The organism is Arthrobacter sp. TMS2-4 (assembly GCF_054511075.1).
On sequence record NZ_JBTNDI010000009.1, the window covers coordinates 49,034 to 66,111 of the forward strand.

Genomic DNA, 17,078 nt, shown 5'->3' on the forward strand with positions numbered 1-17,078 from the left:
CCCTGACCGACCCCGGGCCGGAGCGGACCTACCGGAAATTCTTCTGGTGTGCCTTGATCGATGCGACGTACTGCTTGGTGTCCGCGAACATGCCTCGGGTCTGTACGGAGTACTGGCCCTGGTAGTAGGAGGCGATAGCGACATCCAGCGACGGGCTGGTCCGCACCAGGGAGCGGATGATCGCGACACCGGCCGTGGCGTTGTCGTACGGGTCCAGCAGGTTGAGCTTGCGTCCCACGAGGTCGCTCGCCCATTCGCCGGAGGACGGGATGACCTGCATGGTGCCGATGGCATTCGCCGGCGAGACCGCACGCTGGTTGAAGCTCGACTCCTGGAAGGCGAAGGCCATTGCGAGGCTCGGGTCCACGCCCATGGAGCGTGCGGTGTCCGCGACGATCTTCTTCATCTCGGCGGGCGACGGCGCGGGGAGCGCGTTGAGCAGCGCCTTGTTCGCGTTCGCGTCCGCGACGACCCTGTCCGGGTAGGTGTAGCCGAGGAAGCTCGACGGAACGAGTCCGGTCGGCGCGGGCGCCGGTGCGGGAGTGGCGCCCCTGCCCGGAAGGGTGAGCTTCTGTCCCGGGTAGATCACGGTGCTCATGGTCATGCGGTTGGCGGTGAGCAGGGCGGAGAGGCCGATGCCGTTGCGGGAGGCGATGGCGCCGAGCGTATCGCCGGCCTTCACGGTGTAGGACCCGGCGGCGGGCGCGGGGGCCGGCGCCGGAGCCTTCGGAGGCGTTGCCTGCGGCGTGAGTGAACCGGTGAGCTTCAGCTTCTGCCCCGGATAGATGATCGAGGACCTCGAGAGACCGTTCGACGTCAGCAGCGCGTCCAGGCCGATGCCGTTGCGGGAGGCGATGGCCCCCAGTGTGTCGCCGGGCTTCACCACGTACGTGCCGCCCGACGGTGCCGGTGCCGGCGCCTTCGGCGCCTTCGGAGCCGGAGCGGCGACGGGTGCCTTGCCGCCGAGGTTCAGCTTCTGACCCGGGTGGATGACGGAGTTCATCGAGAGCCGGTTGGTCGTGAGGACGCTCTGCAGGCTCACGCCATGGCGCGACGCGATGGCGCCCAGGGTGTCTCCGGGCCGGACGACATAGGTCGCACCGGTGACCGGTGCGGCCGGAGCGGCCGCAGGTTTCGCGGCGGGGGCCGGCCCGCCGGCCAGCTTGATCTTCTGTCCGGGGTAGATGATCGTGCGAGCTGTCATGCCGTTGCGCGTCAGGACGGTGTTCGTGGCCAGTCCGTACCGCTTCGCGATCGCGCCGATGGTGTCACCGGGCTTCACCGTGTAGGTGCTGGGCACCGCCTGGGTGACGATCGCCGTCTTCTGCGCCGGGACCTGCGTGGCGACGAGTGCCGCGGGCACGACGGCGCGGGAGGGCAGGACCACCGGTGTCGCACCGAGGTGCCGGGCGACCGGAGCCTGCGCGGCGGGGGCTGCTGTCGCCGGCTGGGCGAGGGCCACGGAGGAGAAGATCACCGCAGGCAGGGCGGCGGTGGTCACGGCGACGTTCAGGCTGCGGCGGCTGGCGCCGTCGGCCTTCCTGCGCGCGCCGTTCAGCGGTGCGTTCGATCGCTGGGCAGTCATGTTTCATTCCTCGTCTGTTGGCGGATGGAACCGCGCGGACGCACGCCCCCGGGGTGACTCTTCCTGTCCGGGGGCGTGCACGTGCTGGTGATGCTGATGTTTCACGTGTTGATCGTGTGATCCATGTGACTCAAGTGAATCTACACGATGGGTCCGGTAGCACAAGGGCCTGAAAATGCAGGGAATCGTCAAGATCGGCGTGTCCATCCCCGGACTTCTTGAGGAGTCCTTGCCGGAGGAGCGGCCGAGTGGAGATGGGTGCGGGAGCATGGCACCCTTGAACGGTGACTGAACTCGAACAACTCGTTCCGGCCTGGCTCAATCTCCCCGAGATCGCCGAAGCACTGGATCTGCCCATCACGCGTGTCCACGCGCTCGTCAGCGACCGGTCGCTCGTGAGTGTGCGGATCGGTGAGCGCAAGATCCGCAGCGTCCCTGCGGACTTCCTGGTCGACGGCGGCGTCCTCGACAGCCTCAAGGGCACCGTGGTGGTCCTGTCGGACAGCGGCTACGGCGACGAGGACATCATTCGCTGGCTGTACACCGAGGACGAGTCGCTGCCGGGCCGGCCCATCGACGCCCTGCGCGAGGGTCGCAAGACCGAGATCCGCCGTCGCGCGCAGGCCGCCGCCTGGTAGCAGCGTCCTTCCCGGGGCTGCCCGGGGTGGATGCGCCCTGACGCGTGGGAGCCTCAGGCGGTCCGCGTCACCGCTGCCTCCGCGAGCAGTCGCAGTGCCCGCAGCGAGACGGGGTCCACGGCGAGTCGCCCGAGCGCTGCGAACGCCTCCTCCGATTTCTGGCTGATGAGTTGCTCGGTGTGCGCCAGCGCTCCGCTCTCCACGATCAGCGCACGCAGGGCGTCCACGGCGTCGACGTCGAGGGAGGTGTCACCGAGCATCGCGTTGATCCGCGCCCGCCCGGCCCCGCTGCTGGCGCCCAGTGCCCGCGCGATCAGGAAGGTCCTCTTGCCCTCCCGCAGGTCGTCCCCGGCGGGCTTGCCCGTCACCGACGGGTCGCCGAAGACGCCCAGGACGTCGTCGCGCAGCTGGAACGCCTCACCCAGCGGAAGTGAGAACGCCGAGTAGGCGGCGAGCAGGGCGTCGTCCGCCCCGGCAAGCGCTCCGCCGAGCATGAGTGGCCGCTCCATCGAGTACTTCGCGGACTTGAAGCGCAGGATGTTGAGGGCCCGGTCCTCGGCCACCGCCGGTGTCTGGTCCGGCCCGACAGCCTCTTCCAGCAGGTCCAGGTACTGGCCCGCCATCACCTCCGTGCGCATGCGATTGAAGATCGTCCGCGCCGTGGGGCCGGCCTCCCCCGGAGCGCCGGCGCAGGAGGCCGTGAAGAGCTCCTCGCTGAAGGCCAGGCAGAGGTCGCCCGCCAGAATGGCGGAGGAGACCCCGAACCGCTCCGCGTCGAGGTGCCATCCCGCGTCGGCATGCCGGGCCGTGAACTGCCGGTGGACGCTGGGGCGCCCGCGCCGGGTGTCGGACCGATCGATGATGTCGTCGTGGATCAGGGCTGCGGCCTGGAAGAACTCGAGGGCCGTGCCCGCCGTCACCGGTTCGGAGGCCAGCGGCGAGCCGCCCGCCGCCCGCCAGCCCCAGTAACACAGCAGTGCCCGCATCCGCTTGCCGCCGCTCGTCAGGGTGGCGATGCTCGAGATGAGCGGCAGTGCTTCGCCCGAGATGGAGGCGAGGACGGTGCGCTGCTCGGCGAGAAAGTCCTCGATGGTCCGCGTGAGGGAGGACCGGAACTGTTCCTGCTCCGCGGTGATGGCGTCGGGAGCGGGGCCGCCCTGGTCGGAGGTGGCAGGTGCGGACAGCATGAATCTCCCGTGCAGATCGTCTTCCGGTGGTGCCTCCACTCTAACCGCCGCCCCGGCCGGTGCTCCCGGTGCGTCGGCGCGACCGGACGGGGATCGCGATGCGCAGCCCTCGCGGTGTCGGTGCCGGTGCGTACGATGAAGGCGTGCCAAAGGACGCGTGGCAGGAGCCTGTCGAGTATGCGGAGTGCCACATCCTGCACATCGACATGGACGCGTTCTACGTCTCCGTGGAACTGCTCGACCATCCGCACCTTCGCGGCGTCCCCGTGGTCGTGGGCTCGCCGTCCGGGCGGTCCGTGGTCCTGTCGGCCTCCTACGAGGCCCGCCGGTTCGGCGTGCGCTCCGCGATGCCGATGGCGGTCGCCATGCGGCAGTGCCCCGCCGCGGTGATCCTCCCACCACACCACCGCCGGTACTCGGAGGTCTCGGGGCAGGTCATGGCGATCTTCCGGTCGGTCACACCGGAGGTCGAGCAGCTCAGTGTGGACGAGGCCTTCCTCGACGTCGCCGGCTCCCTCCGTCGGCTCGGCAGCCCGCGGGAGATCGGCGAGCAGGTCCGCGCCGAGATCCACTCGACGCTGGGCATCACGGCGAGTGTCGGGGCCGCGACGACGAAGTTCGTCGCGAAGATCGCCTCCACGAGGGCCAAGCCGGACGGGCTCCTGCTCATACCCGGGGACCGGACGGTCGCCTATCTCCATACGCTTCCGGTGTCCGCCCTCTGGGGCGTGGGCTCGAAGACGCAGGAGGTCCTGGCCCGCATCGGCATCCGGACGGTGGAGGACGTCGCGCACACCCCCGTGGGCACCCTCCGGAGATTGCTGGGTGCCTCCGGCGAGCACGTGCATCACCTCGCCTGGGGCCGCGACCCGAGGCGGGTCGTGGTCTCACGCCCGGAGAAGAGCATCGGTGCCGAGGAGACGTTCTCCCATGACGTGGAGGACTCCGACGTCCTCCGCCGGGAGCTGCTGAGGCTCGCCCATCGCACGGCGACGAGGCTGCGGGCCTCCGGCCACCGCGCCGGGTCGGTGGCGCTCAAGCTCCGCTACGAGGATTTCTCGACCCTCACGCGCTCGAAGAAGCTCGACGAACCCGTGGACAACGCGAACGCCCTCTACCGTGCAGCGACGGCCCTGCTCGCCGGCCTGGGCGACAGGCCGATGGCGGTGCGGTTGATCGGGCTCCGTGCGGAGTCGCTCGAGACCGGCGGCGACGGCTCCACGCAGCTCACGATCGACCGACAGGACGACAACTGGAGGCTCGCCGAACGAGTCCTCGACGACGTGAACCGGAAGTTCGGGGAGGCCGGCGTCATGCCGGCCGGACTCCTCTCCCGCACGCGCCCGCAGGCGTCTCCGCCCGCGCCCGGCGATGGGCCGCAGCGACAGGTGCACGGTGACCGCGATCCGCGTGGTTGAGCGCATCGGGCACGCCTATATCATCCGGAAGAGGTGGCTCCCAATACTGCATTGTGACTTTGCGCCCAAGGACTAGCACACTAGTCTTTAACTCGGTAGTCCAACTGCCGATCGTGACGTAAATCCATCAGCCGGAACCTGCGGCCCCGGACCCCTTTCCTCGGGAACCGGGTCGGCGTCAGGAGCGTTGGTTGGGTGGAGGAACGTTGGTACTTATATCAAGGAGGCGGTCATGGCACTCTCGGAACACGAGCAGAGGTTGCTTGATCAGCTCGAACAGCAGTTGCACGCCGACGATCCCAAGTTCGCGCACTCGATGGCCTCGGACAGTCGCAAGTCGATGTCGACCCGACGCCTGGTCATCGGTTCGCTCATCACGATCGCCGGCATCCTCGTCCTCCTGGCGGGGATCGTCTGGCAGACCATCTTCGTCGGTGTCCTCGGCTTCCTGATCATGGGAGGCGGCGTGTACTTCGCCACCTCGAAATCGAAGCAGGTCGACACCGGTCAGCCGGTCGGCAAGCCCTCCAAGGCACCGACCGGGGGCAAGAGCGGTTTCATGTCCAGCCTCGAGGACAAATGGGACGAACGGAAGCGCGACCAGACCTAGGAATCACGGACGCGTCGCCCCCACCGACGTCCCTGCATCGACGAAGGACCCGCCTCGGCGGGTCCTTCGTCGTTTAAGCTCTCCACTTCGCTCCACCCGGAGGTCGTGGGCTCCGGGGCCAGCCAGGCAGCGGCACGGCCCGCGACACGCACCCACCGAAAGGGGAGCGGCGCGCCCTCAATACGTTGACCGGGGAGAGTTGTGGAGTAAAGTGGGGAATATAAGAGCAATACGGCGAACCGCCGGGCTTGACGGACTCAGGACAGGCGGTCAGGGATGTTCCTCGGAACTCATAACCCGCGCCTCGACGAGAAAGGCAGGCTCATTCTTCCTGCGAAGTTCCGCGAGGAGCTGAGCGAGGGACTGGTCCTCACCAGGGGCCAGGAACGATGCATCTACGTCTTCAGCATGAGTGAGTTCGAAAGGGTCCACGAACAGATGCGGACGGCCCCGCTCTCGTCACGCCAGGCGAGGGACTACAACCGCATCTTCCTGTCGGGCGCCTCGGACGAAGTCCCCGACAAGCAGGGCAGGATCACCATCCCGCCCGCGCTGAGGACCTATGCGGGACTCGACCGGGACCTCGCGGTCATCGGGGCGGGTAGCCGCGCGGAGATCTGGGCGGCGGACGCCTGGGACTCCTACCTCACGGAGAAGGAGACGGCGTTCTCCGAGACCGACGAGGATGCCTTCCCGGGCATCATCTGAACGACAGCACGACCAGCACGCAGCACGATGGCGCAGGTGGGAACGTCCCTTGGATGAGATCTCCAGCCGCCGGACCCGGTATGTCTCCTGGCTTCACTTCCCCGAAGCCAGGCGGCGACCCTCCGGCCGGATGGGGGTCTGATCCAAGAAGGCCGACCTCCCTACCTGCCTGCAGTGAAACCGAGACGAGTACGAACTGCAGGAGGGAGAGGACGCATGGCGGGTGACCGGCCGACGGGGGAGCGTCACGTCCCCGTCCTCCGCGACCGCTGCGTCTCGCTCATCGCCCCCTCCGTCGCGGCAGCGGAAGCCGCCGGCCGGCGCGCGGTCGTCGTCGACGCGACCCTCGGCATGGGGGGACACTCCGAGACGATGCTCCAGCGCTTCCCCGATGCGCACCTGGTCGGTATCGACCGCGACACCGAGGCGCTCGGCCTGGCCGGCGAACGTCTTGCCCCCTACGCGTCCCGCACCGACCTGGTCCATGCCGTGTACGACGAACTGCCCGACGTGCTCGAGGACCTCGGCATCGACGGCGTGGACGGCGTCCTCTTCGACCTCGGCGTCTCCTCCCTCCAGCTCGACGAGCGCGATCGGGGGTTCGCCTACTCCTACGACGCGCCGCTCGACATGCGCATGGACACGAGCCGGGGCATCACGGCCGCCGAAGTGCTCAACACCTACACCGAGGGCGAGCTCCTGCGCATCATCCGCACCTGGGGCGAGGAGAAGTTCGCCGGGAGGATCGCGTCGGCGATCGTGCAGGCGAGGCAGGCCGGCCCCTTCCGGTCCACGTCCCAGCTCGTGGACACCATCCGCGGCGTCGTTCCCGCCGCGGCGGCCCGCACCGGGGGCCATCCGGCCAAGCGGACGTTCCAGGCGTTGCGCATCGAGGTCAACGAGGAACTGACCGTCCTGGAACGGGCCGTCCCAGCGGCCATCCGCTCCATCCTCGTCGGCGGACGCGTCGTGGCCATGTCCTACCACTCCCTGGAGGACCGCATCGTGAAGAGCGCCTTCACCGCGGGAACGAAGTCCTCCGCCCCCGTCGGATTCCCCGTGGAACTCGACGAGCACAAGCCCTACCTCCGATCGCTGACCCGCGGCACCGAAGCGCCCACCGCGGCGGAGATCGAGGAGAACCCGCGCGCGGCATCGGCCAAGCTGCGGGCCGTTGAACGAACCAAAGCCGGACCCGTCGACAGGAAAACCACATGAGCCAGGCACTGACCGTGGAGAAGCGACACGGCGCTGCAGCCTTCGCCGGGAACAGTGCTCTCGCGCTGGCCCCGCGGCGGCTGACCGCACCGGTCACCGAAGGCCCGGGCATCACGAGGGCACGGACGCCGCTGTCCGTCGTCCCCGCCCGCCCTGCCCGACGCAAGGTGCCCTTCGCGGTCTTCAGCCTCGTCGTGCTCGCGGCGGCGCTTGCCGCGGTGCTCATGCTCAACATCTCCGTCTCCGGCACGCAGTACGAACTGGTGCAGCTCCGGAACCAGCAGACGGCCCTGCACCAGGAGAACGAAGCACTCGTGCTGGCCATCGAAGGCAAGGAGGCGCCCCAGAACCTCGCCGCAGCCGCCACGAAACTCGGCATGGTGTCCTCCCCGACCTTCGGGACCATTGAGCTAGATTCGATGAGGGTGACCGGCACGCCGGAACCAGCGACGAAGGGCCCCGAGCCCGAGGTCCTCATCGCAGCACCGAACCTCGGTACGAATCCGGCCGCTCCTGCGGCCGGGGGAGAAGCCGCGGCGAGCACCGAGTCGGGGACGATCCCCGGCCCCGAGCAGCTCGACTCGGGGCAGTAGCACGAACGGCTCCAGCACCTCGCAGCAGACGTACTGATCGACAAGGATTCTCCGTGACCCCTGCACGCCTCGGCAGCCCCGACAGCATGCGTCTGGCCCTGGGCTCCAGGCGGCTCCGCATGGGGCTCGCGTTCGTCCTCGTCCTCCTGATGGTCCTGGGCGTGCGCCTCTTCCAACTGCAGGCCCTCGACCTCAACGGCATGGCGCAAGCGGGCCTGTCCAAGCGCCTCACGACCACCGCCGTGCAGCCCGTCCGGGGTTCGATCGTCGACATGAACGGTAAGTACTTCGCCCGCAGCGTCGAGCGCTTCGATCTCGTGGTCGACCAGCGCCTGAGCGACGTCGAGGAGTTCCGTCGCTACAACGAGGACCTGGAGGAGTGGGAGGTCATCCCCATGGACCAGGCGCTCTCGGAGCTCTCCGCCGTCATCGGCGTCGATGCGGAGACGCTGCGCGGCGCCGTCCTCGGTGACAAGAGCTTCAACTACATCCTCAAATCACTCACACCGGAGGTCAAGAACCGCGCCCTCGCCGTCAAGATCCCCGGCGTCTACGCCGACAAGACCAGCGTGCGGACCTACCCGGCGGGCGCCGTCGCCGGTTCCGTCATCGGGTTCGTGTCGGAGAACGGCGATCCGCAGGAGGGGCTCGAGTACTCGCTCAACGACGCGCTCGAGGGGACCGCGGGCAGCAGGACCTTCGAGATCGGCGGGGACGGGATCCGCATCCCCTACGCGACGAACGAGGACGTGCCGGCGGTCGACGGACGGGACGTCCGCCTCACCATCGACCAGGACTTGCAGTGGTTCGCGCAGCAGACCATCGCCTCCCAGGTGGAGGAATACGACGCCGAGTGGGGCAACATCGTCGTCGTCGAGACGGACACCGGCGCGATCCGCGCCATGGCCGAATCCACGACGCCCGATCCCAACGACCCGACGGAGACACCGGCGGAGCAGCGCCGCCCGAACTCGGTCAGTGCCTCCTTCGAGCCGGGTTCCACCACCAAGGTCATCACCATGGCCGGTGCCATCGAGCAGGGGCTCATCGAACCGACCTCGAGGTTCACCCTCGAGAACCGCTACACCATCGACGGGCAGACGTTCAAGGACGCGTTCGAGCACAAGACCGAGAAGCGCACCGCGGCGGGCATCCTGGCGAAGTCGATGAACACCGGGACCGTCCAGGTGGGCGAGCAGCTCACCCGGCAGGAGCGGTACGACTGGCTGAAGAAGTTCGGCATCGGCGAGCCGCTCGGGACCGGCCTCAACGAGGAGAACCAGGGTCTGCTGACCACGCCCGAGAACTGGGACGACCGCCAGCAGTACACCGTCCTGTTCGGCCAGGGACTCACGCAGACCGCCCTGCACACCGCCATGGTGTACCAGACGATCGCCAACGACGGGGTGCGGCTGCAGCCGCGGCTGATCGACGCCTACATCGACCCGGACGGCACCGAGCACGTGGTGCCCGAGGAGGAGGGCACGAAGGTGGTGTCCCCGGAGACGGCCGCGAAGATGCGGAAGATGCTCGAGACCGTGACCGTGGAGGGATCGGGCAAGTCCGGGGAACTCGAGCAGTACCGTGTGGGCGCGAAGACCGGCACCGCCGAGGCCCCCGGTCCCTCGGGCGGCTACGATGGCTACACCCTGTCCTATGCCGGAATCGCGCCGATCGAGGACCCCGAGTACGTGGTCGTCGTGACGCTCCAGCGCCCGCAGGGCGACCTGTACTATCTCATCCCGGGGCTGTCGTTCCAGAAGGTGATGCAGCAGGTCCTCAATTCCAACAATGTCCCGGCGTCCACGCTGAAGCCGGACATCTACCCGGTCAAGTACTGACCCGAAGGCCGGAGCACCGTGCAATCGAACAACTCGCGGGGAGGCGGTGCCTCCCTGATGCGGCCGCGCGCCCCGCACCCGGTCCCGCTGTCCGCGGCCCTGGCCGCGATCGGGCCCCTGGCCGGAGCAGCAGGATCCGTCGACCCCGCCGGATCAGCGGACCTGCCCGTGGTCACCGGACTCACCCTCGATTCGCGGTCGGTGCTTCCGGGGGACGTCTATGCGGCCGTTCCCGGAGCCACCCGCCACGGCGCGGATTTCGCCGAGCAGGCCGTGCGCGCCGGTGCCGTGGCCGTCCTGACGGATGCCGCAGGCGCCGCGATCGTGACCCGCACCGCGACGGCGGCCGGCTTCGACGCGCCGCCCGTCGTCGTCGTCCCCGACCCCCGCCGGGCCGTCGGACCGCTCGCGGGCGTGATCTTCGACAGTCAGCCGGACGCCCCCGGCGCCGCCCCGATCCTGTTCGGGATCACGGGCACCAACGGGAAGACCACGTCCACCTACTTCCTCAACGCGCTCCTCGGCGCGCTGGGCCGGACCACCGGGCTCATCGGGACCATCGAGATCCGCGCCGGCGAGGACGCCATTCCCAGTGAGCTCACCACCCCGGAGTCCCCGCAGGTCCACTCGCTGCTCGCCCTCATGCGGGAACGCGACCTCGACGCGGCTTCCATGGAGGTCTCCTCGCACGCCCTCGAGTTCGGGCGGGTCGACGGCGTCCGGTTCGACGTCGCGGGCTTCACCAACCTCACCCAGGACCACCTCGACCTGCACGGGACCATGGAGGACTACTTCGCCGTGAAGGCGACGCTCTTCACTCCGGAGCGCTGCCGGCGCGCCGTCGTGCTGGTCGACGACGACTGGGGGCTCCGCATCGCCAGGACGGCAGGTGTGCCCGTCGTCTCCGTCCGCACCGAGCAGCACCGCGACGGCGGTCCGACGGCCGACTGGACCGTCACCGCCGTCCGGCCCAGCGGCCTCGGGCACCGCTTCACCCTCGAGGGCCGCACGGGGCAGCAGGTGCTGGTCCGCACCGGCCTCCCCGGGACGTTCAACGTCTCCAACGCCGCCCTGGCCACGGTCATGGTCCTCGCGTCGGGTGTCGCCGTGGAGGACGTCCAGCGCGCCCTCGACGACCACGACCCGTTCACCACCGAGGTGCCGGGACGCATGCAGCTCGTCGGTGAGGAACCCGCGGCGATCGTCGACTTCGCGCACAATCCCGACGCGCTCGAACGGACCCTGGCCTCGGTCCGGCGTCCCGGCGGCCGGGTCATCTCCGTGTTCGGCGCCACCGGGCAGCGCGACGAATCCAAGCGCCCCGTCATGGGCGCCGTCGGAGCACGCCTGTCCGACATCCTCGTCGTCACCGACGACGACCCGCACGACGAGGACGAAGCGGTCATCCGGCAGGCCGTCCGGGCGGGCGCCGAAGCGGCGGTCCGCGCCGAGGGGCTGGCCTGCGAGGTGCTGGAGGTGTTCCCCAGGGCGGAGGCGATCGAGCGCGCCGTGGCCCTCGCCCGGCCGTCCGACACCGTCATCGTCGCCGGCCGCGGCCACGAGGTGTGGCAGGAGGTCAAGGGCGTCAACCTGTCGCTCGACGACCGGGAGGAACTGCGGTCCGCGTTGACAAGGCACGGATTCTCTGTGCTTTCCCGCCCCGGGATAGAGTCCTGAACCGTCATGATTGAATTCAGCGCAGCCGAGATCGCGGCACTCACGGGCGGACGACTGGTCGGGATCGATCCCGCCGGGCCCGCCGTCACCGTCACCTCCGCAGCCACCGACTCCCGCGAGTGCGTCCCCGGGTCGCTGTTCGTGGCCAAACCCGGCGAGGAATCGGACGGGCACCTCCACATCGGGTCGGCCGTCGGCCGCGGCGCCGTCCTCACGCTGGCCGAGCGGGAGGTGGCAGGGCCGGACGACGTCCCCTACCCCGCCGTCGTCGTCCCCGACGCGGTCCTCGCCATGGGCGAGCTCGCCGCTGAGACGGTCCGCCGGCTGCGGTCCGCCGGCGACGTCACCGTCATCGGCATCACCGGCTCCGCCGGGAAGACCACGACCAAGGACCTCCTCGCCGGTATCCTCGCCGCGGCAGGCCCCACGGTAGCGCCCCGCGGCTCCTACAATGGCGAGGTCGGCGTGCCGCTGACGGTCTTCCAGGCGACCTGGGAGACGCGCTACCTCGTGATCGAGATGGGTGCCACGAAGCCCGGGCACATCGCCTACCTCTCCTCGCTGGTCCAGCCCGACATCGGCGTCGTCCTCGGCGTCGGGTCGGCCCACGCCGGCGAGTTCGGCGGCGTCGAGAACATCGCCCGAGCTAAGGGAGAGCTCTTCGAGGCCCTCGCCGCCACGGGCACGGCCGTCATCAACGCCGACGACGAGCGCGTCCTCGCCATGCGGTCCCGCACCGGTGCGCGCACCGCGTTCTTCACGTCCTCGGACGACTTCGCGGCCGAGGGCAGCGTGGTGCGGGCGAGGAACAGCACGACGACGCCCGGGGGAAACCCCTCGTTCACCCTCACCTTCCCGGACGGCAGCGACCACGAGATCGTGTCACCGCTCCTCGGACTGCACCACACGACGAACCTGCTGGCCGCAGCGACCGTCGCCTACGAGATCGGATGCGCCCCGGAGCGGATCGCGGACGGCCTGCGCACCCTGGCCGCCGCGAGCCGCTGGCGCATGGAGCGCAGCGACCGGGCCGACGGCGTGACCGTCATCAACGACGCCTACAACGCCAACCCCGAGTCGATGCGCGCCGCCCTGCGGACCCTCGCCGAACTCGGCCGCGGCCGCCGACGGACGTGGGCGGTGCTGGGGGAGATGCTCGAACTGGGGGAGAGCAGCATCGAGGAGCACGACCTCCTGGGTCGCGTGGTGGTCCGCCTCAACATCTCGAAGCTCGTCTGCGTGGGCCCCAACACCCGCGCGCTCTTCAACGGCGCAGTGCTCGAGGGGTCGTGGGGCAGCGAAGCCGTGCACGTCGACGACGTCGAGGCGGCGGAGCGCCTGCTCGCCGCCGAACTCGAGCCCGGGGACATCGTCCTCTTCAAGTCCTCGAACGGCGCCGGCCTCCGGTTCCTCGGCGACAGGATCGCGCAGCGGATCGGCCCGGACCACAGTGAGAACCACAGCTCGCCCGCCCCAGCAGCCGGGACTGACCCGGCCGGCGCCCCTGACGCTTCCGGAAAGGCCTCCCAGCCGTGATAGCAATCCTCATAGGCGCGGCCATGGCCCTGATCTTCGCCTTCGTCGGAACGCCGCTGTTCATCCGGCTCCTCGTGAAGAAGAGCTACGGCCAGTTCATCCGCGACGACGGACCGACCGCGCACCACACGAAGCGCGGGACGCCGACCATGGGCGGCGCCGTCATCGTCGGGTCCGTGCTGCTGGCCTACGTCCTCACGCACCTCCTCATGGTGGCGATTGGCGCTCCCGCCTCCGGGCCCAGCGCGTCGGGACTGCTGCTGCTCTTCCTCGCCGCCGGCATGGGAGTCGTGGGCTTCGCGGACGACTACATCAAGATCTCCAAGCAGCGCAGCCTCGGGCTCTCGGCCCCGGCGAAGATCGCCGGCCAGACCGCCGTCGGTGTCGCCTTCGGTGTCATGGCCCTGATGTTCCCCAACGAGGAAGGGCGAACCCCGGCCTCCACCGCGATCTCGTTCATCCGTGACACCCCGATCGACCTCGCCTTCGCGGGCTCGATCCTCGGGGCGGTCCTCTTCGTCGCCTGGTCCCTGCTCATCATCACCGGGGCCAGCAACGGCGTGAACCTCGCCGACGGACTGGACGGGCTCGCCGCGGGAGCCGCGATCCTCGTGTTCGGCGCCTACATGCTGATCGGCATCTGGCAGAGCAACCAGAGCTGCGGGTCGCCGGGCGCAGGCAGTGTCTGCTACGAGGTACGCGACCCCCTGGACCTCGCCCTGATCGCCGCGGCGATGTGCGGCGCCCTCGTCGGCTTCCTCTGGTGGAACACGTCCCCCGCCAAGATCTTCATGGGCGACACCGGGTCCCTCGCGATCGGCGGCGCCATCGCCGGCTTCGCGATCCTCTCCCGCACCGAACTGCTCCTGGTGATCCTCGCCGGACTGTTCGTCCTCATCACGCTGTCGGTCATCATCCAGGTCGGCTACTTCAAGCTCTCGGGCGGCAAACGCGTCTTTAAGATGGCGCCGCTCCAGCACCACTTCGAACTCAAGGGCTGGCAGGAGGTCACCGTGGTGGTCCGGTTCTGGATCCTGGCAGGCCTCTTCGTGGCGGCAGGGCTGGGCATCTTCTACGCGGAATGGGTCGTCGGATGACCGGATCGCCCGGAGGCCCGCGCCCCAACACCTGGGAGACCCCCCGTTTGGCGAACCTCACCTCGTGGGACGCCGACTGGGCAGGGCTCAGGGTCGTCGTCGCCGGCCTCGGAGCCTCCGGGTTCTCCGCGGCGGACACCCTCATCGAGCTCGGCGCCGTCGTCGTCGTCGTGGACGCCGGCCACACCCCCGCGAACGACGCGAAAGCCGACACCCTGCGGATCGTCGGCGCGCGCGACGTCCTGCTCGGGGCAGATCACGCCGCCGCCCTGCCCCTGATCGACGGCGAGCAACCCGACCTCGTGGTGACCTCGCCCGGGTGGCCGCCCACCCAGCCGCTGCTCGCCGAGGCAGCGGCCGCCGGCATCCCCATCTGGGGTGACGTGGAGCTGGCGTGGCGCGTCCGGATCCGCGAAGGCCGTCCCACCGCCGAGTGGCTCACGATCACCGGGACCAACGGGAAGACGACCACGGTCGGCCTGACCGAGTCCATGCTCATCGCAGCCGGCAGGCGCGCGGTCGCCGCCGGGAATGTCGGCACCCCCATCCTCGACGTCATCCGCGACCCGCAGGGCTACGACGTCATCGCCGTCGAACTGTCCAGCTTCCAGCTGCACTGGGCCCATTCGATCGAACCCCTGGCGAGCGTGTGCCTGAACATCGCCGAGGACCACGTCGACTGGCACGGCAGCTACGAGGCGTACTACGCCGCCAAGGCCTCGGTCTACGAGCGCACGAAGATCGCCTGCATCTACAACGTGGAGCAGCGCGAGACGGAGACGATGGTCGAGGACGCCGAGGTGATGGAGGGCTGCCGTGCCGTGGGATTCACCACCGGCATGCCGTCGGTCAGCATGATGGGCGTCGTCGAGGACCTGCTCGTCGACCGCGCGTTCATCGAGCAGCGCAAGGACTCGGCCGCCGAACTGGCGTCCATCAGCGAGCTCGGCGAGGTGGTGCCCCGTCATCTCGTCGCGAATGCCCTGGCCGCCGCCGCGCTCGTCCGGGCTGCCGGGATCCCCGCCGCCGGGGTGCGCGACGGCATCCGGGCCTTCCAGCCCGGCGACCACCGCATCCAGGTGATCACGAACGAGGACGGTGTGCTCTGGATCAATGATTCGAAGGCCACCAACCCCCACGCCGCCTCCGCGTCGCTCGCCTCCTTCCAGTCGGTGGTGTGGATCGCCGGTGGCCTGTCCAAGGGCGTGTCCTACGACGATCTCGTCCGCGAGCACGCTGCACGGCTCCGCGCCGTCGTCCTGCTCGGCGAGGACCCCGCGCCCCTCCAGGGGGCGCTCTCCCGACACGCGCCCGATGTTCCGGTCTCCCTCCCGCTGAACGCGCACACTGGACGGGGGCGCGACGCCGGATCACCCGACCCGGTCACCGGAGACGCCCTGATGCAGTGGGCCGTCGCGGAAGCCGCGCGGCTCGCCCAGGACGGCGACACGGTGCTGATGGCGCCTGCCGCCGCGTCGATGGACCAGTTCTCGTCCTACGCGCACCGGGGGGCGGCCTTCATGGCCGCCGTCCATGCCCGCGGTGGACAGGGGACGACCGCGAAGGAGTCGTAATGACCACGCCAACCCGTCCGGGAGGACGCAAGCCCGCCGTCCGGTCCGCCCGGACGGCGGGGACCGGCCGGTCGGCCCCCTCCGGAGGGGCGACGTCGACGCCCCGGTCCGCGGTGACGGGTCGTACCGTCCGCGGCGGTGCCACCGCCGCGGCCCCGAGCGGGCTGCCGGGGGCAGCCACCAGCGCGCCGGCGAAGGGCCTGCGTGCCCGCCTGCGGCGTGGCTGGGAAGTCCTCGAGGGCTCGGACCACTCGCCGTCGGGCTCCAGCTACTACCTCATCCTGGGAGCCGCCCTCGCGCTGACCGCCATCGGACTCATGATGGTGCTGTCGGCGTCCTCCGTCGAGGCGATCTCCGAGGGCAAGGACACGTTCGACCTCTTCCTCAAGCAGGCCGTCTGGGCCGGCGCCGGGCTGATCCTGATGCTCGTGTTGTCCCGGCTCGGGCCCCGCGCCTACCGGGCGCTCGCCTGGCCGAGCCTCGGCATCGCGATCGTCCTGCTCGTGCTCGTCCTGGCCATCGGTGTCGAGATCAACGGCAACAAGAACTGGATCCGGATCGGCTCGCAGACGCTCCAGCCGTCCGAACCGGCGAAGCTGGCCCTGGCGCTCTGGTTCGCGGTCGTGCTCGAGCGCAAGAAGGCCCTGATCCGCGACTGGAAGCACGCCCTCATCCCTGCGCTGCCGCTGGGCGGCCTGCCCATCATCCTCGTCCTCATCGGCGGGGACCTCGGGACCGGGCTGGTGCTCATGATGATCGCCGCAGCGGCGCTCTTCTTCGCCGGCGCGCCGCTGAAGATGTTCACGCTGGTGGGGCTCGTGGCCGCCGCCGGGTCCCTCCTGATGATCGTGACGAGCTCGAACCGCGGGGGGCGCATCGCCGCCTGGCTGCGGCTGAACTGCGACGACGGGACGGACCTGTGCATGCAGTCCGACAACGGGCTGTTCGCCATGGCCTCCGGCGGCTGGTTCGGCGTCGGGATCGGCCAGAGCCGGCAGAAGTGGAACTGGATCCCCGAGGCCCACAACGACTTCATCTTCGCCATCATCGGCGAGGAGTTCGGGCTGATCGGCACGTTCGTCGTGGTGCTGCTCTTCGGCATCCTCGCCGTGGCGACCATCCGTGTGGCGATGCGTTACACCGACCCGTTTGTGCGGATCCTCATGGGCTCCATCCTCGTCTGGCTCATCGGCCAGGCGTTCGTCAACATCGGCATGGTGACGGGTCTGCTGCCCGTCATCGGCGTGCCGCTGCCGTTCATCTCCTACGGCGGGTCCGCGCTGACCTTCACGCTCGCCGCCGTCGGCGTCCTGCTCTCCTTCGCGCGGAAGACCCCGCAGTCCGCCGTCGCGGCGCCGGACCGGCCCGCGTCCTGACCTCCGGAAAAGGCCCCGTA

Annotated in this window: 14 protein-coding genes; 12 read left to right on the forward strand and 2 right to left on the reverse strand. The window is 69.6% G+C overall.

The genetic code is table 11. The annotated features are described in order from the left end of the window. Positions 1-28: 28 nt before the first annotated feature. Complete coding sequence (locus tag ACX80F_RS12350; protein WP_459336697.1) at positions 29-1,585, reverse strand: LysM peptidoglycan-binding domain-containing protein; 1,557 nt, start codon at positions 1,583-1,585, stop codon at positions 29-31. A 284-nt stretch (positions 1,586-1,869) separates the two neighbouring features. On the opposite strand from ACX80F_RS12350, the gene ACX80F_RS12355 reads away from it, so the two are divergent. Then, the gene (locus tag ACX80F_RS12355) at positions 1,870-2,223 is read left to right on the forward strand and encodes an Rv2175c family DNA-binding protein (RefSeq protein WP_459336698.1); all 354 of its coding nucleotides are present in this window, start codon (positions 1,870-1,872) and stop codon (positions 2,221-2,223) included. Positions 2,224-2,276: 53 nt separating this feature from the next. On the opposite strand, the gene ACX80F_RS12360 is transcribed toward ACX80F_RS12355, so the two are convergent. Then, complete coding sequence (locus ACX80F_RS12360) at positions 2,277-3,410, reverse strand: polyprenyl synthetase family protein (RefSeq protein ID WP_459336699.1); 1,134 nt, start codon at positions 3,408-3,410, stop codon at positions 2,277-2,279. A gap of 143 nt (positions 3,411-3,553) precedes the next feature. Here ACX80F_RS12360 and dinB point away from each other — a divergent pair, with 143 nt between their 5' ends. From dinB to ftsW, 11 genes are all read left to right on the forward strand, one after another. Beyond that, positions 3,554-4,828: a DNA polymerase IV gene (dinB, locus tag ACX80F_RS12365; protein ID WP_459336700.1), complete on the forward strand. Its 1,275-nt coding sequence runs from the start codon at positions 3,554-3,556 to the stop codon at positions 4,826-4,828. A 232-nt stretch (positions 4,829-5,060) separates the two neighbouring features. After that, complete coding sequence (locus tag ACX80F_RS12370) at positions 5,061-5,438, forward strand: DUF3040 domain-containing protein (RefSeq protein WP_459336701.1); 378 nt, start codon at positions 5,061-5,063, stop codon at positions 5,436-5,438. Positions 5,439-5,714: 276 nt separating this feature from the next. Then, a complete protein-coding gene (gene mraZ / locus ACX80F_RS12375; RefSeq protein ID WP_459336702.1) occupies positions 5,715-6,146 on the forward strand; it encodes a division/cell wall cluster transcriptional repressor MraZ in 432 nt (143 codons plus the stop codon). Between the two features lie 216 nt (positions 6,147-6,362). Next, on the forward strand, positions 6,363-7,364 hold the full coding sequence (gene rsmH, locus ACX80F_RS12380) for a 16S rRNA (cytosine(1402)-N(4))-methyltransferase RsmH (protein ID WP_459336703.1): 1,002 nt from the start codon (positions 6,363-6,365) through the stop codon (positions 7,362-7,364). Then, positions 7,361-7,957, forward strand: coding sequence for a hypothetical protein (locus tag ACX80F_RS12385; protein WP_459336704.1), 597 nt, complete (start codon positions 7,361-7,363; stop codon positions 7,955-7,957). The genes rsmH and ACX80F_RS12385 overlap by 4 nt, the downstream gene beginning before the upstream one ends. Before the next feature lie 53 nt (positions 7,958-8,010). Then, on the forward strand, positions 8,011-9,798 hold the full coding sequence (locus ACX80F_RS12390; protein WP_459336705.1) for a peptidoglycan D,D-transpeptidase FtsI family protein: 1,788 nt from the start codon (positions 8,011-8,013) through the stop codon (positions 9,796-9,798). A 57-nt stretch (positions 9,799-9,855) separates the two neighbouring features. Next, positions 9,856-11,475 (forward strand): UDP-N-acetylmuramoyl-L-alanyl-D-glutamate--2,6-diaminopimelate ligase, encoded by a 1,620-nt coding sequence (locus ACX80F_RS12395; protein ID WP_459336757.1) that lies wholly within the window; start codon positions 9,856-9,858, stop codon positions 11,473-11,475. A 6-nt stretch (positions 11,476-11,481) separates the two neighbouring features. Further along, positions 11,482-13,011 carry a UDP-N-acetylmuramoyl-tripeptide--D-alanyl-D-alanine ligase gene (locus ACX80F_RS12400; protein ID WP_459336706.1) on the forward strand — a complete coding sequence of 510 codons (1,530 nt, stop codon included), beginning with the start codon at positions 11,482-11,484 and terminating at the stop codon, positions 13,009-13,011. Next, positions 13,008-14,108: a phospho-N-acetylmuramoyl-pentapeptide-transferase gene (mraY, locus tag ACX80F_RS12405; protein ID WP_459336707.1), complete on the forward strand. Its 1,101-nt coding sequence runs from the start codon at positions 13,008-13,010 to the stop codon at positions 14,106-14,108. Before ACX80F_RS12400 ends, mraY begins: the two co-directional genes overlap by 4 nt. Beyond that, positions 14,105-15,682, forward strand: a complete 1,578-nt coding sequence (gene murD, locus ACX80F_RS12410; protein WP_459336708.1) for a UDP-N-acetylmuramoyl-L-alanine--D-glutamate ligase — start codon at positions 14,105-14,107, stop codon at positions 15,680-15,682. The genes mraY and murD overlap by 4 nt, the downstream gene beginning before the upstream one ends. Continuing rightward, positions 15,682-17,058 carry a putative lipid II flippase FtsW gene (ftsW, locus tag ACX80F_RS12415; protein ID WP_459336709.1) on the forward strand — a complete coding sequence of 459 codons (1,377 nt, stop codon included), beginning with the start codon at positions 15,682-15,684 and terminating at the stop codon, positions 17,056-17,058. The genes murD and ftsW overlap by 1 nt, the downstream gene beginning before the upstream one ends. Positions 17,059-17,078 lie beyond the last annotated feature (20 nt).